The following is a 20,832-nucleotide window of genomic DNA, read 5'->3' on the forward strand; positions in this document are numbered from 1 at the left end:
ACAAAACATGCGACATATCCCGCACTCATGCGCTGTCGGTCAGAAGTGTTACTTATATCTCCCCCCGTGACCGGGGGGAGGAAGCGGGACTCACGCTTTAAGCTGAACGTGGCCGTCTTTTACCCGGGCGTCGAAACGGGCGATAGAGTGGCTGGCATCTTCCATACACAGGCCATCGCTCAGGCGGAAGCGCTGTTTTTTCAGCGGGCTGGCAACCCACAGGGCGCCGTCATGCTCGGCGATAATTCCGCGAGACAGTACGCTGGCGTTAAAGAACGGATCAATGTTGCTGATGGCGAACACCCTGTCGTCATGATAGGGACGGAAGATCGCCACCTGCTGCTGACCGAGCAGGGCGCAGACGCCGGTGGCGGGCAGGATGTCGTCAATTTTGCAGATGTTTACCCACTGGCTCATGCTTTTTCCTCCACCAAAGTAACCGGGATACGCTCATATGGCGTGGCCGGGCGATGCTGGTCACGTTCCGGCACCACCTGAACGTTCGGGTCGCGCTGGTCGCTGTTGATAAAGTGTTTGAAGCGAGTCTGCGCCGCCGGGTTATTGACGGTCTCGGTCCACTCGCAGGCGAAGGCGGCGCGCAGGCGAGCCAGCTCCTCTTCCAGATGGTCGTTCAGACCGAGCTTGTCATCGATGATCACGCTGCGCAGATAGTCGATCCCGCCTTCCATGTTGTCCAGCCACGGCGCGGTGCGGGTCAGCTTATCGGCGGTGCGGATGTAGAACATCATAAAGCGGTCGAGATACGTAATCAGCGTCTCGCGATCGAGGTCCGCAGCCAGCAGATCGGCGTGGCGCGGCTTCATCCCCCCGTTGCCGCATACGTACAGGTTCCAGCCTTTCTCGGTGGCGATGATCCCGACGTCTTTGCCCTGGGCTTCCGCGCATTCGCGGGTACAGCCGGAGACGCCGAACTTCATTTTGTGCGGGGTGCGGATGCCTTTGTAGCGGTTTTCCAGTTCGACGCCGAAGCCGACGCTGTCGCCGACCCCGTAGCGGCACCAGGTGCTGCCGACGCAGGTTTTCGCCATCCGCAGCGCTTTAGCGTAGGCGTGGCCGGTTTCGAAGCCCGCTTCAATCAGCTGCCGCCAGATCTCCGGCAGGTCGTCTTTCTGCGCGCCAAACAGGCCGATGCGCTGGGAGCCGGTGATTTTGGTGTACAGATTGAATTCACGAGCGATACGGCCCACGGCGACCAGCCCTTCCGGGGTGATTTCGCCGCCCGCGGAGCGCGGAATGACCGAGTAGGTGCCATCTTTCTGGATGTTGGCGAGGAAGTTGTCGTTGGTGTCCTGCAGCGGCGTGTGCTGAGGCTTGAGGATGTACTCATTCCAGCAGGAGGCCAGCAGGGAGCCGACGGTCGGTTTACAAACTTCACAGCCGTAGCCCTGGCCGTGTTTGGCCAGCAGTTCGTCGAAGGTTTTGATGCCTTCCACGCGGATCAGGTGGAACAGCTCCTGGCGGGAGTAAGCGAAGTGTTCGCACAGGTTGTTGTTGACCTCGATGCCCTGTTTCGCCAGCTCGGCGTTGAGCACCTGGGTGACCAGCGGGATACAGCCGCCGCAGCCGGTACCGGCCTTGGTTTCCGCTTTCAGCGCCGCGACGGTATGGCAGCCTTTGTTGATGGCGGCGATCAGGTCGCCTTTGCTGACGTCGAAGCAGGAGCAGATTTGCGCGCTGTCCGGCAGTTTATCGACGCCGATCGACGGCTTGCGGCTGCCGGCGTGGGCCGGGAGGATCAGCGAATCCGGATTCTCCGGCAGCTCGATGGCGTTGAGCACCAGCTGCAGCAGGTTGCCGTAGTCGCTGGTGTCGCCGACCAGCACCGCGCCGAGCAGGGTTTTGTTGTCGGCGCTGACGATCAGACGCTTATAAACTTCTTTGCTTTCGTCAAGATAGACGTAGCTGCGGGCGCCCGGCGTGCGGCCGTGGGCATCGCCGATGCCGCCCACGTCCACGCCCAGCAGCTTCAGCTTGGCGCTGAGGTCGGCGCCGGTGAAGCTGTTTTCACTGCCGAGGAGGTGATCGACGGCCACCTGGGCCATTTTATAACCCGGCGCGACGAGGCCATACACGCGGTTGTTCCAGCTGGCGCATTCGCCGATGGCATAGATATCCGGGTCGGAGGTCTGGCAGCTATCGTTGACCATGATGCCGCCGCGCTGGGCAACCGCCAGCCCGCACTGGGTGGCCAGTTTATCGCGCGGGCGGATCCCGGTAGAGAAGACGATGAAATCGACCTGCAGCTCGCTACCGTCGGCGAAGCGCATGGTTTTGCGCGCCTCGATGCCCTGCTGAACGATCTCTTTGGTGTTTTTACTGGTGTGAACTTTCACGCCCATGCTTTCAATTTTGCGCCGCAGCTGCTCGCCGCCCATCTGGTCGAGCTGCTCGGCCATCAGCATCGGCGCGAACTCGATAACATGGGTTTCCACGCCGAGGTTTTTCAGCGCGCCTGCGGCTTCGAGGCCGAGCAGACCGCCGCCGACCACCGCGCCGCGTTTACTGCGACGGGCGCAGGATTCAATGGCGTTGAGATCTTCAATGGTGCGATAGACGAAGCAATCCTGGGTTTCCGCGCCTTTAATCGGCGGGATCCAGGGGTATGAGCCGGTCGCCATGATCAGCTTGTCGTAGAACACCGTGCGCCCGGCGCTGGAGTGGATCACCTTCTCCTGGCGGTTGATGGTGATGGCCCTTTCGCCGACCAGCACCTTGACGCCGTGTTTCTCATAGAAACCTTCGCGGACCAGCGACAGCTCTTCTGCGGTATGGTGGGAGAAATAAGACGACAGGTGGACACGGTCGTAGGCGATACGCGGCTCTTCACAGAACACGGTAATGTCGAATTGTCCGGCAGGCGCCTTATCAAGAAGCTCTTCGATAAAGCGATGGCCAACCATGCCGTTACCGATAATAGCGATTCTGACTTTGCTCATTTTTGCCTCGATTTCTTTTCTATTACCGCCTACCTTAACGATTCAGCCATCAGGCTTATTGATGCAAATCAATGACAACTTCACCTACCACTTAATGGGTATATAATTGATTTGTCTGTATTTTTCTAAGTTGTGGAAAACGCTGGCTTTTCCTTTTTGCTGATTTTGTGTACAAGAATTGGGTGGGTCGCGATTGGGGTTGAGTAGAAAACAAGCCGTATTGAATGGAGAGGTTGATATGACAGCAGCGCCGCTTTGGTTGATTCAGAACGTACGCCTGGCAGACCGCGACGGCCTGTGGCAGATAGCGATAGATAAGGGGCGCTTTGGCGAGATCACGCCGATGGGGGAGGCGCGGGACGAAAGCTACGAAGTGTTGAACGCTCGCGGCGGGCTGGCGATCCCGCCTTTTATTGAGCCGCATATCCATCTGGATACCACCCAGACGGCCGGCGAGCCAAACTGGAACCAGTCCGGCACTCTGTTTGAGGGGATTGAGCGCTGGGCGGAGCGGAAAGTGCTGCTCAGCCATGAAGACGTTAAAGCCCGGGCGTGGAAAACCCTCAAGTGGCAGATCGCCAATGGCGTGCAGTTTGTCCGTACCCATGTCGATGTCTCCGATCCGACGTTGACGGCGCTGAAGGCGATGCTGGAGGTCAAACAGGAGGTGGCGCCATGGGTCGAGCTGCAGATTGTCGCTTTTCCGCAGGAGGGGATCCTCTCTTACCCCAACGGCGAGGCGCTGCTGGAAGAGGCCCTGAAGCTGGGGGCGGATGTCGTCGGGGCGATCCCGCACTTTGAGTTCACCCGTGAATATGGGGTGGAATCGCTGCATATCGCTTTCCGACTGGCGCGGAAATATGACCGCCCGCTGGATATTCACTGCGATGAAATTGACGACGAACAGTCGCGCTTTGTGGAAACCGTTGCCGCGCTGGCGTTAAAAGCGGGAATAGGGCCGCGGGTGACGGCCAGCCATACCACCGCCATGCACTCCTATAATGGCGCTTATACCTCGCGCTTGTTCCGCCTGCTTAAGCTCTCCGGCATCAATTTTGTCGCCAATCCGCTGGTCAATATTCATCTGCAGGGCCGGTTTGACGACTACCCGAAGCGACGTGGCATTACCCGGGTGAAGGAGCTGATGGCGGCGGGGATCAACGTTTGCTTTGGTCATGATGATGTCTTTGACCCGTGGTACCCGCTGGGGACCGGTAATATGCTGCAGGTCCTGCATATGGGGCTCCACGTTTGCCAGCTGATGGGCTACCAGCAAATTAACGACGGCCTGCAGCTTGTCACCGACAACAGCGCCCGCACGTTTGGCCTGACGGATTACGGCATCGTCAGCGGCAATCCGGCTAACCTGATCATTCTGCCGGCGGAGAATGGCTTTGAGGCGGTACGCTGCCAGGTGCCGGTGCGCTGGTCAATTCGCGAGGGAAGGGTGATTGCGACCACCCAACTGGCGCAAACCTGGATCCAGACCGACCGCGGTGGCGAGGAGCTTTCTTTTATGAGAAACAGCCCCCTTGCGGACGCAAAGGGGCCGAAGGCTTAGTGAGACGCCGCCTGAGCGTTGTTCTGGCTGTGACGGGAGACGAAGCCGAGGATAAAGCACATCACGAACACCACGGCGTAGAGGCCGTTAGCGGTGTGCAGCGCGGCCAGCGGACCGCTGGCTGCCACAATCGGGCCGGTGACCACGAAAGTCAGCATGGTGCCGATGGTGCCGCAGGTGAGGATAAAGTTCACCAGCTTTGGTGAAGCGACTTTAGTTTGCTGCGAACCGAGCGTAATGATCGAGGTGTAGATGGCGCTGGAGAAGAAGCCCAGGGTCAGAATAAACCACGGCATATGCTCCGGCGAACCATTGATAAACAGGTACATCAGCACCGTCGCGAGGCCGGCGAGGACGGTTAAGATGCGCTGCAGGTCGAAGAAGCGCAGGATAAAGCTGAATGACCACATGCCGATCATGTAGGACATCCAGAAATCGCTCACCAGCTTACCGGCATCGCCGAGGCTCATGCCAAGGCTCTTGGCATATTCCGGTACCCAGGAGATAAAGCCCAGCTGACCGAGGATATAGCACAGCGCCGCGACGGAGAGGAACAGCACGCCGATGCCCCACTTCTCTTTCACCACCGGCTGGCTGTTTTCGCTCTGCGCTTTTTTGCCGAGTACCGGGAAGTCACAGCCGAATGTCAGGACGAAAATAGCGACATACACCAGACCGATACAGGCGTAGACCCAGTACCACTCGATGCTGCGCGCCAGCAGGACTGCGGCGACCATCGGGAAAATCATTCCCGCCATGCTAAAGAAGGAGTCGGTAAACAGCAGACGCGCCCCGCGCTGACGGCCTTCATACATATGGGTGATCAGGAAGGTCCCGATCGACATGGTGATCCCGCTCACCAGGCCGAGAACGAACATTGATGCGGAGAACAGCGCCAGGCTGTGGCTGAGCATCAGGCCGGCCACCGCCAGCACCATCAAAATAAAGCCAAAACGCAGCTGAGTTTTCAGCGGCACGATCTCCATCAGCCAGGCATTGAGGAAGATGGAGATCAGAATACCGGCGTTCAGAAAGGTAAAGGTGTTGCTCATACTGGAAACGGGCAGATGGAAATAATCCGCAATGTTACCCATCACCATCCCGGTGACGATCACCAACGCGCCGGTCAGGGCGTAGGAGAAGAAGCTGATCCATGTGAGCTTAATACGGTTGCTGTTAGTCATGACTGGCCTGTGAATAGAAAGGTAAAGCGCGTTGACGCCGCGCCGGGCGGACAGATTTTAGTCGTTCAGGTGATGTAATTAAATGTTTATTGTGAAATACGTTATCTTTTGCATGTTTTAATGTGACTTGAATCACGTTTTTTCGACGCCAGAGAGAACGTTTGCGCGGTTACAATTATTACAGCTAAGTAAAATTTGGTAAAAGGCTGGCCCAGGATGCAAAGGCTCTTTAGAATCAAGGCACTCGCTTTTATTCTGCTCCGTTAAGGATTTTCCATGCTCAAATCAACACTGGCGGCGATGGCTGCCGTTTTCGCCATTTCAGCGTTCTCCCCGGCCATGGCGGCAAAGGGCGATCCGCATGTGCTGCTGACCACCTCGGCAGGTAACATTGAGCTTGAGTTAAACAGCCAGAAAGCCCCGATTTCCGTGGATAACTTCCTGAAGTACGTTAACAGCGGCTTCTACAACAACACTACCTTCCATCGCGTGATCCCGGGATTCATGGTGCAGGGCGGCGGCTTTAACGAGCAGATGCAGCAGAAACAGCCTAACCCGCCGATCAAAAATGAAGCAGACAACGGCCTGCGCAACACCCGCGGCACCATCGCCATGGCGCGTACCGCCGATCAGGATAGCGCCACCAGCCAGTTCTTCATCAACGTGGCGGATAACGCCTTCCTCGACCATGGCCAGCGCGACTTTGGCTATGCGGTGTTTGGCAAGGTAGTAAAAGGCATGGACGTTGCGGATAAGATCTCCCAGGTTCAGACCCATAACGTCGGCCCATACCAGAATGTGCCGACTAAACCGGTCGTTATCCTCTCTGCGAAAGTGCTGCCCTAATCTTCCCACGGCGCGGTAGTCTATCGCCGCGCCGGTTGCCTCCCGGCATAACCTGTAATTGCTGCTTATACTTGTGGCACACAGGGGACGATAAGGGGGCGACGATGCGTCCACTCACCGATAAGCAAAAATCCCGACTCTGGGAACAGACACGTAATAGCAATTTTCAGGCCAGCCGTCGCCTCGAAGGCGTATCGGTGCCGCTGGTTACGCTGACTGCCGAGGAGGCGCAGGCGCGCCTCGCGACGCTGCGGAGGGAGTATGAGCGATAAATTTGGCGATGAACGCGATCCTTACCTCTATCCGGCCCTGAACGTCCTGCGCAACCGCCTCGGCATCCGCCAGGCCAATACTCTGCAGCAGGCTGCCCTGGAGATGACGTCGCTGCGGGCGGCTACCCTGCCGCTGGGGCCGCGGGTGCGCGGCTTACCCTATCTGTGCGCTATTCATCATCAGCTGTATCAGGATCTGTTTGACTGGGCGGGTAGGCTGCGTGAAGTGAACCTCTACCTGGGCGATACGCCGTTCTGTCACTTTGCCCGCATCGAAGAGGAAGGGAACGCCCTGATGCAGGCCCTGGAGCAGGAGGATTATCTCTGCGGCCTGCCGCGGGATACCTTTATCGAACGCCTGAGCTGGTTCTATGGTGAAATTAATGTGCTGCACCCTTTTCGTCTCGGCAATGGCCTGACCCAGCGCATTTTCTTTGAACAGCTGGCGATACATGCCGGCTACCTTCTTGACTGGCGTGACGTCGATCCTGCCGCCTGGAGCACCGCCTGCCAGCAGGGCGCGATGGGCGATCCGGACCCGCTGGCGGCGATCTTTCGCAAAGTGGTAAGCGAAGCGCGGGAATCTGAGTAGAATAGCCCGGTTTGATTGTTCCGGAGCCGCTATGATCCTGCTTATCGATAACTATGACTCTTTCACCTGGAATCTGTACCAGTACTTTTGCGAACTGGGGGCGGAAGTGCTGGTCAGGCGCAACGATGCGTTGACGCTGGAGGAGATAGCGTCGCTGGCGCCGGAGAAGATGGTGATTTCGCCCGGTCCCTGTACGCCGGATGAAGCGGGGATTTCCCTCTCAGTAATCCGTCACTATGCAGGGAAAACGCCGCTGCTGGGCGTCTGCCTCGGGCATCAGGCGATAGCCCAGGCGTTTGGCGCGACCATTGTGCGGGCGGCGCAGGTGATGCATGGAAAAACTTCGCTTATCGAGCATAACGGCGAAGGGGTGTTTCAGGAGCTGAATAATCCTCTGACGGTGACCCGCTATCATTCGCTGGTGATTGACCCGCCGACGCTGCCGCCTGAGTTTATCGTCACCGCCCGCAGCGCCAGCGGTGAGATCATGGGGATTCGTCATCGCGACTGGGATCTCGAGGGCGTGCAGTTCCATCCGGAAAGCATCCTTAGCGAACAGGGCCATCAATTGCTGGCGAACTTTATTAAGCGGTGATTTCGGTTGCCATTGACTGACTTTTTATGCATATTTTGTGATTATATTATCATAATCATATCTGCATAACGAAGAGGGATGGGCAAGACATGGCAACTGAACAACCGGCAATCACCCGCGCCACATTCGATGAAGTTATTTTGCCAATTTATGCACCGGCAGAATTCATCCCGGTAAAGGGGAAAGGCAGCCGCGTCTGGGATCAGCAGGGCAAAGAGTATATTGATTTCGCCGGCGGTATCGCGGTGACGGCGCTGGGCCATTGCCACCCGGCGCTGGTGGCGGCGCTTCACGAGCAGGGCGAAACGCTGTGGCATACCAGCAACGTCTTTACCAATGAGCCAGCGCTGCGCCTGGGACGTAAGCTTGTCGATGCCACCTTCGCCGAGCGAGTGGTGTTTATGAACTCCGGTACCGAAGCTAATGAAACAGCCTTTAAGCTGGCGCGTCACTATGCGGTGACCCGCCATAGCCCATATAAAACCAAAATCATCGCCTTCCATAATGCCTTTCATGGCCGCTCTCTGTTTACCGTCTCGGTCGGCGGGCAGCCGAAGTACTCCGATGGTTTCGGCCCTAAACCGGCGGATATTGTCCATGTTCCCTTCAACGACCTGCAGGCGGTAAAAGCGGTGATGGATGACCACACCTGCGCGGTGGTGGTGGAGCCGATTCAGGGCGAAGGCGGCGTGACGGCAGCGACGCCGGCCTTCCTGCAGGGACTGCGCGAACTGTGCGATCAGCACCAGGCGCTGTTAGTCTTTGATGAAGTGCAGTGCGGAATGGGGCGTACCGGATCGCTGTTCGCCTACATGCACTATGGCGTAACCCCGGATATTCTCACCAGCGCGAAAGCGCTGGGCGGCGGTTTCCCGGTCAGCGCCATGTTGACCACCCACGAGATCGCCAGCGCCTTCCATGCCGGTTCCCATGGGTCAACCTACGGCGGCAACCCGCTGGCCTGCGCGGTCGCCAACGCCGCTTTCGATCTGATCAATACTCCGGCGGTGCTGGATGGCGTGAACGCGAAACGCGAACTGTTCGTCAAACACCTGCAGCAGCTGGATGCCGAGTTTGATCTGTTCAGTGATATTCGCGGGATGGGCCTGCTGATTGGCGCCGAACTTAAGCCGCAGCACAAGGGCCGCGCGCGCGATTTCCTCTATGCCGCTGCGGAAGCCGGCGTCATGGTGCTTAACGCCGGGCCGGACGTGATGCGTTTTGTTCCCTCGCTGATCATCGAAGAGCAGGATATCGCCGAGGGGATGGCGCGCTTTGCCCAGGCAGTGGCAAAGGTGATTAACGGCTGATCTTCCGTAGCCAGATGCCATGATGCGGCCGCTGACGCCATGCTACAGACGAGATAGTGTGCATGGTGTTCAGATGGCCCAGAATGCGTTGCAGATGCTGCTCCAGGGTGCTTAACGGACCGATCGGCACCTCGCTTTCCGGTGACTCCATAATATTGACATCCCCTGTGCTGCCGGGGCCATCGCTGTCCAGCCGCTGCTGACAGCGCTGCAGGGCAATCTCACAGGATTCGAGATAGCGCTGGGCAAGATCCGGGGTGAGCATCGTATGCTCCCGGGCCAGGGTGGTCATGGCGTTGATATGTTCGACGATAAACTGGCTGTGCGTCACCCATAGCTTCATATCTTCCAGGTAGTGGGTATTGAACCCCGGCTCCTGCATCGCCTGATTCAGGGAGTTGTAGAGCGCGTTGTGCGCCTGATTAACGCGCATACGTTGATAGGCCAGCGCGGGCGCTTTGGGATCGGGGCTGAGGATCAGGCGAATCGCCTGCTGGTCGGCCTCCAGCGCATCGTGGGCGTTTTTTTTCAGCAGGCCGCTCTGCCACTGCGGCCACAGCCAGACCATCCCGCCGAAGGCGATCAGGCAGCCGATCAGCGTGTCGATCAGCCGGGCGATAATAAACTGTTCGCCGTTGAGCGTCAGCAGCTGCAGGGTATATACCGCCGTCACCGTAAAGCCCACCATCGCCCAGCCATAGTGTTTGCGGATAATCAGATAGCTGAGCAGTGTGATCAGCAGCATCCCGCTCAGGGTGTAGCTCTCCGGAACGTGAAAGTGCAAGGTCAGCCCGGCTATGATCAGGCCGGCGAGCGTCCCCGCCGCCCGGTGGACAATACGAACCCGCGTGGCGCCATAGCCATTCTGGGTAACAAAGAGCACCGTCATCAGGATCCAGTAGGGCTTCGGCAAATGCAGGGCGTTGCCCATCAGGCTGGCGATGCTCAGCATCACGCTGATGCGGGCGGCATTGCGCAGCGCGGGCGATTTCAGCGACAGATAGTTTTTTAGCGCGGGAAACAGCGGTAAACGACGCTCTTTGTCAGCCATCAGATCCCGGGCATACAGCGGGCGCTGGGTATGCAGCACCCGGGCGATGCGGCTGAAGTGCCAGGCGCAGAAGTGGCCGACCGGGTTGTCCGGATGCTGGCGGGCGATCTTTTCCAGGGCGCCGATCTGTTTATCCATCTGGAAGCGCTGCGGAAAGCGATGATAGAGCATGTCATCCGCCAGCACCCGCAGACGGGCGGCGACGGTCTGCGCGTTCCAGCGGATCACCGCTTCGGCATGGCTGCGTTCTACCAGTTTTTGCACCTCTTCCGGCTGATGCAGGCTGACCGAAATATGCTCCTGTAGATCCAGCCCCATCTGGAACGCCCGCAGAAGACGTTTGTGGTCGTTACGTTGGTTGGCGGCCAGCATATGCATCTGCTGATAGCACTGGGTGATTAAATCGACCACCTTCTGCTGGCGGATGAGCAGCGGCGGCAGGGCGGTCGAGGGATCGGTATGCTGGGTCAACAGGCTATATTTGGCTTCGCAATAATTGGCCAGTTCCCGGTAGAGCAGACTGAGCGACTCCCGCAGCGGCTGTTCACGCCACAGCCAGAACCAGAACCAGTTAAACACGCCGTACCATAGCGTGCCGAAGGCGTAGATCAGCAGCGGCTCCCAGATGGGCATATTGCCCGCCAGGCTGAGGGTAAAAATGGCGGCGATCAGCGACGCGGGCAGCAGGCGCGCGTGCAGCGAACTGATCTCCGCGGTGACGCCGAGCAATAGCGCCAGGCCGCTGAGAATAAGCGGCAGGGGAATCGCCTGGGCGAGCAGCAGCTGCACCACCAGGCTGCATCCGGCAAACAGACAGCCGCCGATAATCAGACGTTTAAAAAAGCGCTTATGCGGGGTGTCGAGGCCGGCGATGTTGCAGCAGGCGGGGACTAAGGAGAACAGGAGCCCCTGCTGGAGATGGCCGAGCAGAAGACCGATGGCCACAGGCAGACACAGCACCAGCGTTTGCCGCAGTGCATAGTTAACTTCCGGGTGGTAAATCAGCCTGCGCCACATGAGGGAAAAACAAAAACGGCGTACTGCAGGAGCAATACGCCGCTTAGCAACTTAACGGGTACCGTAGACGACGATAGTTTTACCGTGGGCGGAAATCAGGTTCTGATCTTCCAGCATTTTCAAAATACGGCCAACGGTTTCACGAGAGCAGCCGACGATCTGACCAATTTCCTGACGGGTAATTTTAATTTGCATACCGTCCGGGTGGGTCATGGCATCGGGTTGCTTCGCCAGGTTCAGCAGCGTCTGGGCGATACGGCCCGTCACGTCGAGGAAGGCGAGGTTGCCCACTTTCTCAGACGTCACCTGCAGACGGCGAGCCATTTGCGAAGAGAGACGCATCAGAATGTCCGGGTTCACCTGGATCAGCTGACGGAATTTCTTATAAGAGATTTCGGCCACTTCACATGCGGTTTTCGCCCGTACCCAGGCGCTACGCTCCTGACCCTCTTCAAACAGGCCTAATTCACCGATGAAATCGCCCTGGTTGAGGTAGGAGAGGATCATCTCTTTACCTTCTTCATCCTTGATGAGTACAGCCACGGAGCCTTTAACGATGTAGTACAGCGTTTCTGCTTTCTCACCCTGGTGGATCAGCGTGCTCTTTGATGGGTACTTATGAATGTGGCAATGAGACAAGAACCATTCAAGGGTAGGGTCTGTTTGCGGTTTGCCAAGCACCATGCGCGGTTATCCTCTGTTATAAGCTATCTCCGGGCGCCGACACTACACGGCGTCCGGGCATGCAATCGTATTGTTTCCCTATACCTGGGAAGCTGGCTGATGATTTTTCGACAGCCCGTAATGTGAACTCCTCTGCATACATGCAGTACATCAATGTATTACTGTAGCATCCAGACTGTTTTAGCATAGCTTTCGCCGCATGTCTCCTGGTGTCTCGCTTCAGCATGACGCAGGTCGCCTTCCGTTGCGAGAATTGTTATGTGCGCGTAATCTGACAAGAATATTGCGATACTGGAGTTAAATTTTATGCAAGCGCGTGTGAAATGGGTTGAAGGGTTAACCTTTATCGGGGAGTCCGCGTCAGGACACCAGATTCTGATGGATGGCAACTCCGGGGATAAGGCGCCCAGCCCGATGGAGATGGTGCTGATGGCGGCGGGCGGTTGCAGTGCGATCGATGTGGTCTCCATTTTGCAAAAAGGTCGCCATGAGGTGACTAACTGCGAAGTGAAGCTGACCTCTGAACGCCGGGAAGAGGCGCCGCGCCTGTTCACGCATATTAATCTGCACTTTATCGTCACCGGTAAGGCGCTGAAAGATGCCGCGGTCTCCCGTGCGGTGGATCTGTCGGCAGAGAAATACTGCTCGGTGGCGCTGATGCTGGAAAAAGCGGTGAAGATCACCCACTCCTATGAAGTGATCGAGGCGTAGTCTTCGCCTGCTGTTGTGAATTTTCTTAACCCCGGCCTGGCCGGGGTTTCTTCTGTTAGCCGATCTTGCGGCCTTCCATCAGGCGTTCGACCAGTGGCGCCATAATAAGCTCCATCGCCAGCCCCATTTTACCGCCCGGCACCACCAGGGTGTTCATGTGCGAGATAAACGAGCCCTGTAGCATCGCCAGCAGCCAGGGGAAGTCGATGTTCTGCAGATTGCGGAAATGGATCACCACAAAGCTCTCGTCCAGAGAGGGGATCGCTTTCGCGGCAAACGGGTTGGAGGTGTCCACCGTCGGCACGCGCTGAAAGTTGATGTGGGTGCGGGAAAACTGCGGGGTGATGAAGTTGATGTAATCTTCCATCGATCGGACGACGGAGTCCATCACCGCCTCCCGGGAGTGGCCGCGCTCGCTGGTGTCGCGAATGAGTTTCTGGATCCACTCGAGATTAACGATAGGCACGACCCCGACCAGCAGGTCGACATGGCTGGCGACATCATGCTGCGGCGTGACAACCCCGCCGTGCAGCCCCTCATAGAACAGCACGTCCGTCGGCTCCGGCAGCGGCTGCCACGGGGTGAAGGTTCCCGGCACCTGATTCCACGGCACGGCTTCGTCATAGGTGTGGAGGTATTTACGCGACTGACCTTTGCCATGGCGGCCATAGTCGACAAAGGTCTGTTCCAGCAGACCGAAGTCGTTCGCCTCCGGGCCAAAGTAGCTGATATGTTTGCCCTGATCCCGCGCTTTGCGGATCGCCATGTCCATTTCCGGGCGGGTGTAGCGATGAAAGCTGTCGCCTTCCACCTCCGCAGCGTGCAGATTTAGCTGCGCGAAGATTTTGCGAAAGGCGAGGCTGGTGGTGGTAGTGCCCGCGCCGCTGGAGCCTGTGACGGCGATCACCGGATGTTTGGCAGACATAACAACTCCCTGGTTAAACGATGTAGTGGCGTCGCCTCAGCCGTTAAAAAGCGCGCGCGGCATAATATTGACCGTCTCATGCAGTTCCGACCACACGAGGACCGCCTCTCCGCGTTTCAGCTGCTGTTTTACATCGGCGACTTTATCGGCAAGTGAACGTTCATGTTCACCATAATCGGTGCCTTCACGTAACACAAAGCTTTCAATCAGGTTATCCAGCGTTTCGGGATCCAGATCCTGCCAGGGAATAATCATACGGGAACCTCCAGCCAGCGGTTTAACCAGTCGGGAATGCGTCTTTCCAGCCACATCTCCGGTTTACGCAGGGTGCCGCCGACGAAGCCAACGTGGCCGCCTTGTTCAGTCAATTGATACTCGACGTTCGCCGGCAGTTGTTCCTGCGGGGGAATGGAATGGTGGTCCATAAACGGATCGTCTTTCGCGTGAATGATGAGCGTCGGCTTAGTGATATCGCTGAGCCGCGGCATGGCGCTGCATTGCCGGTAATAATCCAGCGCATCGGCAAAGCCATGGATTTTGGCGGTGATCATATCGTCAAATTCCCGGATGCGGCGCATCCCTTTGAGCTGACGTAAATCGACGGGCAGAGAGCCAGGATACGCTTTCAGCTTGCGTGAGGCGTTGGCTTTTAACAGATTGAGCAGGTAGCGCTGATAAACCCGCGAGAAGCCCTTATCCATATGATAGCTGCAGGCTTCCAGCATGAAAGGCGCGGAGACGATCACTGCCGCATCCAGCGGGCAGCGGTCGCCTTCTTCTGCCAGCAGGCAGCCCAGCATATTGCCGCCCAGCGAATAGCCGACGGCGGCGGTCGGCGCGGGGCCAAACTCGCGCTGCAGCCAGTGCAGAAACCAGGTGCCATCTTCCGTTTCGCCGGAGTGATAGATGCGGTGATTGCGGTTAGGTTCGCCGCTGCAGCCGCGAAAATGCATGACTACGCCAAGCCAGCCGCGCTGCATCGCCGCGTGGATCAGTCCATGGGCATACGGGCTGTGCAGACTCCCTTCCAGACCATGAAAGACGACGAGGCGCGGCTTGTGGCACGCCTGGTGCGGGTCTTCGCTCCAGGCGAGATCGACAAAATCGCCGTCTGGCAGCTCAAGGCGCTGCCAGTGCGGGGTAAAGCGCAATTTACGGCGGATCAGCCGCGGCAGCATGGTTTGCAGATGACGATTGCCCGCGCCGCGCATGGGATGGAACTCACGCGAATCGTTTTCGGGGGGCGTCATGTCTGTGGGGATGATTTCAACCATAGCACCAGAATAATTAATAAACGTGATGATGACTATACCGCGCAGGGCGCGCAGGAGTTAGCCAATATGTGGTCTTGTGGCCAGTGACGCCAGGTTACACCACAACAAACCATTGATGGCACTGATGGCCAGACCGCGAGGGCGGGCAGAAATACACTCTGCCCGCGCCATAGTAGGCGCAGGCAGAATGATGACGCGGCGATTAGCCTTCCTGAAGCATGCGCTCCAGCTGCTCCTGTGCCTCCAGCCAGGCCATTTCGCACTCCTCCAGCCCGGATTTCGCGCTGGCCTGCTGCTGCAGGCATTCAGTCAGTTCTGCTTTACGCGAGGCGTCGTAGAGTTCGCTGTCGCCAAGTTTCTCTTCTGCACTGGCCAGCTGCGCGTTGAGCTTATCCATCTCTTTTTCCAGACGGGCGATCTCTTTGCGCAGCGGTTGGGTCTGGCTGCGTAGCTCCGCTTCCCGACGCTTCTGGTCTTTGCGCGCTTGCGCGCTGTTGCCGCTCTCTTTTGGCGCGTCGCCGCTCTGGGACTCCTGTTTTTGCGAGTCGCTGAGCCACTGCTGATAATCTTCCAGATCGCCGTCGAACGGTTCGACTTTGCCATCGTGGACAAGGTACAGATCGTCGGTGGTGGAGCGGATCAGGTGGCGATCGTGCGATACGACCACCAGCGCCCCTTCAAAGTCGATCAGCGCTTCGGTTAAAGCCTGACGCATATCGAGGTCGAGATGGTTGGTCGGTTCGTCGAGCAGCAGCAGGTTAGGGCGCTGCCAGACGATCAGGGCCAGCACCAGACGCGCCTTTTCTCCACCGGAGAAGCGGCGGGTCTCTTCGCTGACCTTATCGCCCTGGAAACCAAAGCCGCCCAGATAATCGCGCAGCTTCTGCTCCAGCTCCTGCGGCGCCAGGCGCGCCAGGTGCTGCAGCGGCGACTCATCGGCGCGCAGAAACTCCAGCTGATGCTGGGCGAAGTAGCCGAGCTTGATGCCTTTGGCGAGGCCGATCTCCCCGCTTACGGGCTGGAGTTCGCCAGCCAGGAGCTTAATCAGCGTCGATTTCCCGGCGCCGTTGCGGCCCAGCAGGCCGATACGCGACCCCGGCACCAGATTGAGCTTGATGGAGTCGAGGATAATACGCTCGCCATAGCCGGCGCTGACTTTCTCCATCTTCAGCAGCGGGTTAGGCAGGCTCTCCGGCTGGCGGAAGCTGAAGTGGAACGGGTTATCCACGTGCGCCGGGGCGATGAGCTCCATCCGCTCCAGCATTTTAATACGGCTCTGCGCCTGCTTGGCTTTGGTGGCTTTGGCGCGGAAGCGATCGATATAGCTTTGCAGATGCGCGACACGCTGCTGCTGGCTTTCGTACATCGCCTGCTGCTGAGCGAGACGGGTGGCGCGCTGCACTTCAAACGAACTGTAGTTGCCGGTGTACTCAAACATCGTCTGCTGTTCGATGTGGATAATTTTGTCGACGATAGGATCGAGGAAATCGCGATCGTGGGAGATCAGGATCAGCGTCCCCGTGTAGCCCTTCAGCCACTTCTCCAGCCAGATCACCGCATCAAGGTCGAGGTGGTTAGTCGGTTCATCGAGCAGCAGCAGATCGGAGCGGCAGATCAGCGCCTGCGCGAGATTAAGGCGCATACGCCAGCCGCCGGAAAAATCGCTGACTGGCCGCTCAAGCTGTTCATTGCTGAAACCCAGGCCGTGCAGCAGGCTGGCGGCGCGGGAGCGGATGGTCCAGGCGTCGATGGCGTCCAGCTTGCCGTGAACGGTGGCGATGGCATGGCCGTCGTTGCGCTCGTTAGCCTGCTGGAGCGCGGCTTCCAGCTGGCGATATTCACGATCGCCGTCAATGACATAATCGATTGCCGGCTGCGGCAGGGCCGGGGTTTCCTGATTCACCCAGGCCAGCTGCCAGTTGCCAGGAAAGGTCATACTGCCGCCGTCAGCGCTTATCTCGTTTTTCAAAAGCGATAGCAGCGTCGATTTCCCGCAGCCGTTTTTCCCCACCAGACCGACCTTCTGGCCAGGGTTGATGGTAGCGGTGGCGTTGTCCAGCAGGACGCGTACGCCGCGACGAATTTGTAACGAGGAGAAAACAATCATAAGGCGCCGTATGTTCAGACTATGTTAATTTGTCATTATGATAATGTAGTTTGGAAGCGAATCGCTTCACCGGGCCGCCATGGTAGCCCAAAACGAAGACGATACACAAAGTCATTCTGGCTGTGTCAAAAAGCCGGGGCTGTGCAGGCCGCCAGAAGACCTACGGGAGGGGAATGATGTCTCAGACAGCGAAAGTGTTGCTGCTGTATGCCCACCCAGAATCTCAGGATTCCGTGGCCAACCGGGTTTTATTACAACCCGCCTTACAGTTGCCGAACGTCACCGTGCACGATCTCTACGCGCACTATCCGGATTTTTTTATCGATATTGCTCACGAACAGGACCTGCTGCGCCAGCATGAGGTGATTGTTTTCCAGCATCCTTTATATACCTGGAGCTGTCCTGCGCTGCTCAAAGAGTGGCTGGATCGTGTCTTAAGCCGCGGCTTCGCCAGCGGCGCCGGAGGGAACGAACTGGCGGGAAAGTACTGGCGCAGCGTGATCACCACCGGCGAACCAGAGAGCGCTTACCGTCGCGATGCAAATCGCTATCCGATGAACGATATTCTGCGTCCTTTTGAACTGACAGCCGGTATGTGCCGTATGCACTGGATGAGCCCCATTATCGTCTACTGGGCCCGGCGGCAGCAGCCAGAGGAGCTGCGCAGCCGCGCCCTGGCCTATCGGGACTGGCTGGCCAACCCCCTAGCCGCCGGAGGTGTCCATGGCGGGATTTGATCTGCTGCTGGCGGGGGTGCTGTTTTTGTTCGCGGCCGTCATCGCTGTCCCTCTGGCTTCAAGACTGGGGATTGGCGCGGTGCTGGGCTATCTGCTGGCTGGGATCGCCATTGGCCCTTGGGGGCTCGGGTTTATCAGCGATGTGGATGAAATTCTCCATTTCTCTGAACTCGGCGTGGTGTTTCTGATGTTTATCATCGGCCTGGAGCTCAATCCCGCTAAGCTATGGCGGCTGCGAAGCTCCATCTTCGGCGTTGGCGCGGCGCAAGTGATGCTCAGCGCGGCGATCCTCGGCGGTCTGTTGATGACGACAGGGTTTTCATGGCAGGCGGCGGTGGTCGGCGGGATTGGCCTGGCGATGTCCTCTACCGCGATGGCACTGCAGCTGATGCGCGAGAAGGGAATGAGCCGCAGCGAATCAGGGCAGTTAGGCTTTTCGGTCCTGCTGTTTCAGGATCTGGCGGTGATCCCGGCGCTGGCGCTGGTGCCTCTGCTGGCTGGTTCCGCGGATGAGCATGTGAACTGGCTGACGGTCGGCATGAAGGTCCTGGCGTTTGCCGGGATGCTGATTGGCGGACGCTATCTGCTGCGGCCGGTGTTCCGCTTTATCGCCAGCTCCGGGGTCAGGGAAGTGTTCACTGCCGCCACGCTGCTGCTGGTCCTCGGATCCGCCCTGTTTATGGAGGCGCTGGGGCTGTCGATGGCGCTGGGTACCTTTATCGCCGGCGTGCTGCTGGCGGAAAGCGAGTATCGCCATGAACTGGAGATCGCCATCGATCCGTTCAAGGGGCTGCTGCTTGGGCTGTTCTTTATCTCCGTCGGTATGGCGCTGAACCTTGGCGTGCTGTACACCCATCTGCTGTGGGTGGCGGTGAGCGTGGCGGTGCTGGTGGCGGTAAAAATGCTGGTGCTTTATCTGCTGGCCCGTCTCTATGGCCTGCGGAGTTCCGAACGTATGCAGTTTGCGGGCGTATTAAGCCAGGGCGGCGAGTTCGCGTTTGTCCTCTTTTCGCTGCCCGCCTCTCAGCGGTTGTTCCAGCACGACCAGATGGCGCTGCTGCTGGTGGCCGTCACCTTGTCGATGATGACCACGCCGCTGCTGATGAAAGGGATCGATAAGATACTGTCGCGACGCCTGAATCCAGCGGAGGATACCGATGAAGCGCCGTGGGTAGAGGACGATAAACCGCAGGTGATTATTGTTGGCTTTGGCCGTTTCGGCCAGGTCATCGGTCGCCTGCTGATGGCTAATAAGATGCGTATTACGGTGCTGGAGCGAGACATCAGCGCGGTAAATCTGATGCGCAACTATGGCTATAAAGTCTATTTTGGCGACGCTACCCAGCTGGAGCTGCTGCGCTCGGCAGGGGCGGAGGAGGCGCAGTCGATCGTCATTACCTGTAATGAGCCGGAAGACACCATGCGGCTGGTGGAGATGTGTCAACAACACTTTCCACATCTGCACATCCTGGCCCGCGCTCGCGGGCGCGTCGAGGCGCATGAGCTGCTGCAGGCCGGCGTGACGCAGTTTTCTCGTGAGACTTTCTCCAGTGCGCTTGAGCTGGGGCGTAAAGCCCTCATTACCCTGGGGATGCATCCTCACCAGGCCCAGCGCGCGCAGCTGCACTTCCGACGCCTCGATATGCGAATGCTGCGTGAGTTAATGCCGGTGCATACTGATACGGTACAGATATCACGCGTGCGGGAAGCCCGGCGCGAACTGGAAGAGATTTTTCAGCGCGAAATGCAGAAAGAGAGCCGGCAGCTGGACGGCTGGGACGAGTTTGAATAAAGGTAAATCATATGGCAGTGCGTAAACGTTTTATTGCCGGGGCGAAATGTCCGGCGTGCCAGGCGCAGGATTCACTGGCGATGTGGCGTGAGAATAATGTCGATGTTGTTGAATGCGTTAAGTGCGGTCATCAGATGCGTGAGGCGGATAAAGAGGCCCGTGAGCATGTACGCAAAGAGGAGCAGGTGATTGGCATTTTTCATCCCGACTAGCGTTATCCGTCGGCTTTTTTTAAGCTAAAGGGTACACGGCAGCAGAATTCCGCTACAATCTGCGCCACTATTCTTCCCATCTCAGGAGATATCATGAAAGTAGCAAAAGACCTGGTGGTCAGCCTGGCCTATCAGGTACGTACAGAAGACGGTGTGTTGGTTGATGAGTCTCCGGTAAGCGCGCCGCTGGATTACCTGCACGGTCACGGCTCCCTGATTTCCGGCCTGGAAAACGCGCTGGATGGCCACGAAGTGGGCGACAAATTTGACGTAGCCGTCGGCGCTAACGACGCTTACGGTCAGTATGACGAAAACCTGGTGCAGCGTGTACCGAAAGACGTCTTCATGGGCGTTGATGAACTGCAGGTTGGCATGCGCTTCCTGGCGGAAACCGATCAGGGTCCGGTACCAGTAGAAATCACTGAAGTTGAAGACGACCACGTTGTGGTTGATGGCAACCACATGCTGGCAGGCCAGAACCTGAAATTCAATGTGGAAGTTGTCGCCATCCGCGAAGCGACCGCTGAAGAGCTGGAGCACGGTCACGTGCACGGCGCGCATGGTCACGATCACGACCACGATCATGGTCACGATGGCTGCTGCGGCGGTCACGGTCACGACCACGATCATGGCCACGACCATGGTAAAGGCGGCTGCGGCGGCCACGGTGGCTGCGGCTGCCACTAATCTTTGCGCCTCGGCACGAAGACGACAAAAAGCGGGGAAACCCGCTTTTTTTACGCCTCAATAGTGCGGCGGTGGCGTCTCTTCAGCCTGGGAGGCGATATGGGAGGGTTGGGTCGCCTTCAGCTTCTCGATCATCAGACGCATATGCTCCCGCATCTTCGCCATCTCGATCTCGTGGGCGGTCACGGTTTTGTTGAGGTCTTCGATGGTGATTTCCTGAAACGCCAGCCGGCTTTCCAGCTCCGCAAGGCGCGTTTCTAATGTGCTATCGTGCATGGGTAACCTCTTTAGTCTGATCCTGCGGGCGGATTCTACTTA

General features: G+C 58.0%; 21 protein-coding genes. 11 read left to right on the top strand and 10 right to left on the bottom strand.

Annotated elements, in window-relative coordinates; translation table 11 throughout:
• Window positions 1–90: 90 nt before the first annotated feature.
• The gene (gene nirD, locus KHQ24_RS01520; protein ID WP_004202186.1) at window positions 91–417 is read right to left on the bottom strand and encodes a nitrite reductase small subunit NirD; all 327 of its coding nucleotides are present in this window, start codon (window positions 415–417) and stop codon (window positions 91–93) included.
• Entirely contained in the window at window positions 414–2,957 is a 2,544-nt protein-coding gene (gene nirB / locus KHQ24_RS01525; RefSeq protein WP_064178585.1) for a nitrite reductase large subunit NirB, read from the bottom strand. Before nirB ends, nirD begins: the two co-directional genes overlap by 4 nt.
• A 238-nt stretch (window positions 2,958–3,195) precedes the next feature.
• On the opposite strand from nirB, the gene KHQ24_RS01530 reads away from it, so the two are divergent.
• Window positions 3,196–4,518 (top strand): cytosine deaminase, encoded by a 1,323-nt coding sequence (locus KHQ24_RS01530; RefSeq protein WP_064178586.1) that lies wholly within the window; start codon window positions 3,196–3,198, stop codon window positions 4,516–4,518.
• Here KHQ24_RS01530 and tsgA read toward each other — a convergent pair.
• Window positions 4,515–5,702 carry an MFS transporter TsgA gene (tsgA, locus tag KHQ24_RS01535; protein WP_211777099.1) on the bottom strand — a complete coding sequence of 396 codons (1,188 nt, stop codon included), beginning with the start codon at window positions 5,700–5,702 and terminating at the stop codon, window positions 4,515–4,517. The genes KHQ24_RS01530 and tsgA overlap by 4 nt on opposite strands.
• A 276-nt stretch (window positions 5,703–5,978) precedes the next feature.
• Between tsgA and ppiA the strand changes: the two genes are divergently transcribed.
• The 5 genes from ppiA (at window position 5,979) to argD (ending at window position 9,317) form a co-directional block, all read left to right on the top strand.
• A complete protein-coding gene (gene ppiA / locus KHQ24_RS01540) occupies window positions 5,979–6,548 on the top strand; it encodes a peptidylprolyl isomerase A (RefSeq protein WP_002920238.1) in 570 nt (189 codons plus the stop codon).
• Window positions 6,549–6,652: 104 nt separating this feature from the next.
• Entirely contained in the window at window positions 6,653–6,820 is a 168-nt protein-coding gene (locus tag KHQ24_RS01545; protein WP_004202194.1) for a YhfG family protein, read from the top strand.
• Window positions 6,810–7,412 (top strand): putative adenosine monophosphate-protein transferase Fic, encoded by a 603-nt coding sequence (locus KHQ24_RS01550; RefSeq protein WP_049116368.1) that lies wholly within the window; start codon window positions 6,810–6,812, stop codon window positions 7,410–7,412. Before KHQ24_RS01545 ends, KHQ24_RS01550 begins: the two co-directional genes overlap by 11 nt.
• Window positions 7,413–7,443: 31 nt before the next feature.
• On the top strand, window positions 7,444–8,007 hold the full coding sequence (pabA, locus tag KHQ24_RS01555) for an aminodeoxychorismate synthase component 2 (RefSeq protein WP_004202196.1): 564 nt from the start codon (window positions 7,444–7,446) through the stop codon (window positions 8,005–8,007).
• A gap of 89 nt (window positions 8,008–8,096) precedes the next feature.
• Window positions 8,097–9,317, top strand: coding sequence for a bifunctional acetylornithine/succinyldiaminopimelate transaminase (gene argD / locus KHQ24_RS01560; RefSeq protein WP_004202198.1), 1,221 nt, complete (start codon window positions 8,097–8,099; stop codon window positions 9,315–9,317).
• Here argD and KHQ24_RS01565 read toward each other — a convergent pair.
• Together KHQ24_RS01565 and crp are read right to left on the bottom strand one after the other, a co-directional pair.
• Complete coding sequence (locus tag KHQ24_RS01565; RefSeq protein ID WP_032456678.1) at window positions 9,307–11,385, bottom strand: YccS/YhfK family putative transporter; 2,079 nt, start codon at window positions 11,383–11,385, stop codon at window positions 9,307–9,309. The two genes, argD and KHQ24_RS01565, sit on opposite strands and share 11 nt — an antisense overlap.
• A 51-nt stretch (window positions 11,386–11,436) precedes the next feature.
• Window positions 11,437–12,069: a cAMP-activated global transcriptional regulator CRP gene (gene crp / locus KHQ24_RS01570; protein WP_000242758.1), complete on the bottom strand. Its 633-nt coding sequence runs from the start codon at window positions 12,067–12,069 to the stop codon at window positions 11,437–11,439.
• Window positions 12,070–12,375: 306 nt separating this feature from the next.
• On the opposite strand from crp, the gene KHQ24_RS01575 reads away from it, so the two are divergent.
• Window positions 12,376–12,780 (top strand): OsmC family protein, encoded by a 405-nt coding sequence (locus tag KHQ24_RS01575; protein WP_004202200.1) that lies wholly within the window; start codon window positions 12,376–12,378, stop codon window positions 12,778–12,780.
• 55 nt (window positions 12,781–12,835) lie between these two features.
• Here the strand turns inward: KHQ24_RS01575 and KHQ24_RS01580 are convergent, their stop codons facing one another.
• The 4 genes from KHQ24_RS01580 to KHQ24_RS01595 all read right to left on the bottom strand — a co-directional run bounded on the left by KHQ24_RS01580 (window position 12,836) and on the right by KHQ24_RS01595 (window position 17,086).
• Window positions 12,836–13,705 (bottom strand): phosphoribulokinase, encoded by an 870-nt coding sequence (locus tag KHQ24_RS01580; protein ID WP_004202201.1) that lies wholly within the window; start codon window positions 13,703–13,705, stop codon window positions 12,836–12,838.
• Between the two features lie 36 nt (window positions 13,706–13,741).
• The gene (locus KHQ24_RS01585; RefSeq protein WP_002920151.1) at window positions 13,742–13,960 is read right to left on the bottom strand and encodes a YheU family protein; all 219 of its coding nucleotides are present in this window, start codon (window positions 13,958–13,960) and stop codon (window positions 13,742–13,744) included.
• Window positions 13,957–14,955, bottom strand: coding sequence for a hydrolase (locus KHQ24_RS01590; RefSeq protein WP_072206932.1), 999 nt, complete (start codon window positions 14,953–14,955; stop codon window positions 13,957–13,959). The genes KHQ24_RS01585 and KHQ24_RS01590 overlap by 4 nt, the downstream gene beginning before the upstream one ends.
• Window positions 14,956–15,181: 226 nt before the next feature.
• The gene (locus KHQ24_RS01595) at window positions 15,182–17,086 is read right to left on the bottom strand and encodes an ABC transporter ATP-binding protein (RefSeq protein WP_017899944.1); all 1,905 of its coding nucleotides are present in this window, start codon (window positions 17,084–17,086) and stop codon (window positions 15,182–15,184) included.
• A 173-nt stretch (window positions 17,087–17,259) separates the two neighbouring features.
• Here KHQ24_RS01595 and kefG point away from each other — a divergent pair, with 173 nt between their 5' ends.
• From kefG to slyD, 4 genes are all read left to right on the top strand, one after another.
• Complete coding sequence (kefG, locus tag KHQ24_RS01600; RefSeq protein WP_004202208.1) at window positions 17,260–17,823, top strand: glutathione-regulated potassium-efflux system ancillary protein KefG; 564 nt, start codon at window positions 17,260–17,262, stop codon at window positions 17,821–17,823.
• Window positions 17,810–19,615, top strand: coding sequence for a glutathione-regulated potassium-efflux system protein KefB (gene kefB / locus KHQ24_RS01605; RefSeq protein WP_004202210.1), 1,806 nt, complete (start codon window positions 17,810–17,812; stop codon window positions 19,613–19,615). Before kefG ends, kefB begins: the two co-directional genes overlap by 14 nt.
• An 11-nt stretch (window positions 19,616–19,626) precedes the next feature.
• Window positions 19,627–19,827: a YheV family putative zinc ribbon protein gene (locus KHQ24_RS01610; protein ID WP_002920143.1), complete on the top strand. Its 201-nt coding sequence runs from the start codon at window positions 19,627–19,629 to the stop codon at window positions 19,825–19,827.
• Between the two features lie 93 nt (window positions 19,828–19,920).
• Window positions 19,921–20,514 carry a peptidylprolyl isomerase gene (gene slyD, locus KHQ24_RS01615; protein WP_004202213.1) on the top strand — a complete coding sequence of 198 codons (594 nt, stop codon included), beginning with the start codon at window positions 19,921–19,923 and terminating at the stop codon, window positions 20,512–20,514.
• A gap of 57 nt (window positions 20,515–20,571) precedes the next feature.
• On the opposite strand, the gene KHQ24_RS01620 is transcribed toward slyD, so the two are convergent.
• Window positions 20,572–20,790, bottom strand: coding sequence for a protein SlyX (locus tag KHQ24_RS01620; protein WP_002920136.1), 219 nt, complete (start codon window positions 20,788–20,790; stop codon window positions 20,572–20,574).
• Between the last annotated feature and the right edge of the window lie 42 nt (window positions 20,791–20,832).

The sequence above is a fragment of the Klebsiella sp. 54 genome (genome assembly GCF_018223875.1).
Lineage (GTDB): Bacteria > Pseudomonadota > Gammaproteobacteria > Enterobacterales > Enterobacteriaceae > Klebsiella > Klebsiella quasipneumoniae.

Excerpts from the sequence above, each read along its gene's own strand:
- nirB (WP_064178585.1), bottom strand. The coding sequence starts at position 2,957 with ATGAGCAAAGTCAGAATCGCTATTATCGGTAACGGCATGGTTGGCCAT.
- KHQ24_RS01610 (WP_002920143.1), top strand. The coding sequence starts at position 19,627 with ATGGCAGTGCGTAAACGTTTTATTGCCGGGGCGAAATGTCCGGCGTGC.
- KHQ24_RS01620 (WP_002920136.1), bottom strand. The coding sequence starts at position 20,790 with ATGCACGATAGCACATTAGAAACGCGCCTTGCGGAGCTGGAAAGCCGG.
- KHQ24_RS01580 (WP_004202201.1), bottom strand. The coding sequence starts at position 13,705 with ATGTCTGCCAAACATCCGGTGATCGCCGTCACAGGCTCCAGCGGCGCG.
- pabA (WP_004202196.1), top strand. The coding sequence starts at position 7,444 with ATGATCCTGCTTATCGATAACTATGACTCTTTCACCTGGAATCTGTAC.
- KHQ24_RS01565 (WP_032456678.1), bottom strand. The coding sequence starts at position 11,385 with ATGTGGCGCAGGCTGATTTACCACCCGGAAGTTAACTATGCACTGCGG.
- KHQ24_RS01595 (WP_017899944.1), bottom strand. The coding sequence starts at position 17,086 with ATGATTGTTTTCTCCTCGTTACAAATTCGTCGCGGCGTACGCGTCCTG.
- argD (WP_004202198.1), top strand. The coding sequence starts at position 8,097 with ATGGCAACTGAACAACCGGCAATCACCCGCGCCACATTCGATGAAGTT.
- KHQ24_RS01590 (WP_072206932.1), bottom strand. The coding sequence starts at position 14,955 with ATGACGCCCCCCGAAAACGATTCGCGTGAGTTCCATCCCATGCGCGGC.
- KHQ24_RS01550 (WP_049116368.1), top strand. The coding sequence starts at position 6,810 with ATGAGCGATAAATTTGGCGATGAACGCGATCCTTACCTCTATCCGGCC.
- KHQ24_RS01545 (WP_004202194.1), top strand. The coding sequence starts at position 6,653 with ATGCGTCCACTCACCGATAAGCAAAAATCCCGACTCTGGGAACAGACA.
- kefG (WP_004202208.1), top strand. The coding sequence starts at position 17,260 with ATGATGTCTCAGACAGCGAAAGTGTTGCTGCTGTATGCCCACCCAGAA.
- KHQ24_RS01530 (WP_064178586.1), top strand. The coding sequence starts at position 3,196 with ATGACAGCAGCGCCGCTTTGGTTGATTCAGAACGTACGCCTGGCAGAC.
- kefB (WP_004202210.1), top strand. The coding sequence starts at position 17,810 with ATGGCGGGATTTGATCTGCTGCTGGCGGGGGTGCTGTTTTTGTTCGCG.
- KHQ24_RS01575 (WP_004202200.1), top strand. The coding sequence starts at position 12,376 with ATGCAAGCGCGTGTGAAATGGGTTGAAGGGTTAACCTTTATCGGGGAG.
- KHQ24_RS01585 (WP_002920151.1), bottom strand. The coding sequence starts at position 13,960 with ATGATTATTCCCTGGCAGGATCTGGATCCCGAAACGCTGGATAACCTG.
- nirD (WP_004202186.1), bottom strand. The coding sequence starts at position 417 with ATGAGCCAGTGGGTAAACATCTGCAAAATTGACGACATCCTGCCCGCC.
- crp (WP_000242758.1), bottom strand. The coding sequence starts at position 12,069 with ATGGTGCTTGGCAAACCGCAAACAGACCCTACCCTTGAATGGTTCTTG.
- tsgA (WP_211777099.1), bottom strand. The coding sequence starts at position 5,702 with ATGACTAACAGCAACCGTATTAAGCTCACATGGATCAGCTTCTTCTCC.
- ppiA (WP_002920238.1), top strand. The coding sequence starts at position 5,979 with ATGCTCAAATCAACACTGGCGGCGATGGCTGCCGTTTTCGCCATTTCA.
- slyD (WP_004202213.1), top strand. The coding sequence starts at position 19,921 with ATGAAAGTAGCAAAAGACCTGGTGGTCAGCCTGGCCTATCAGGTACGT.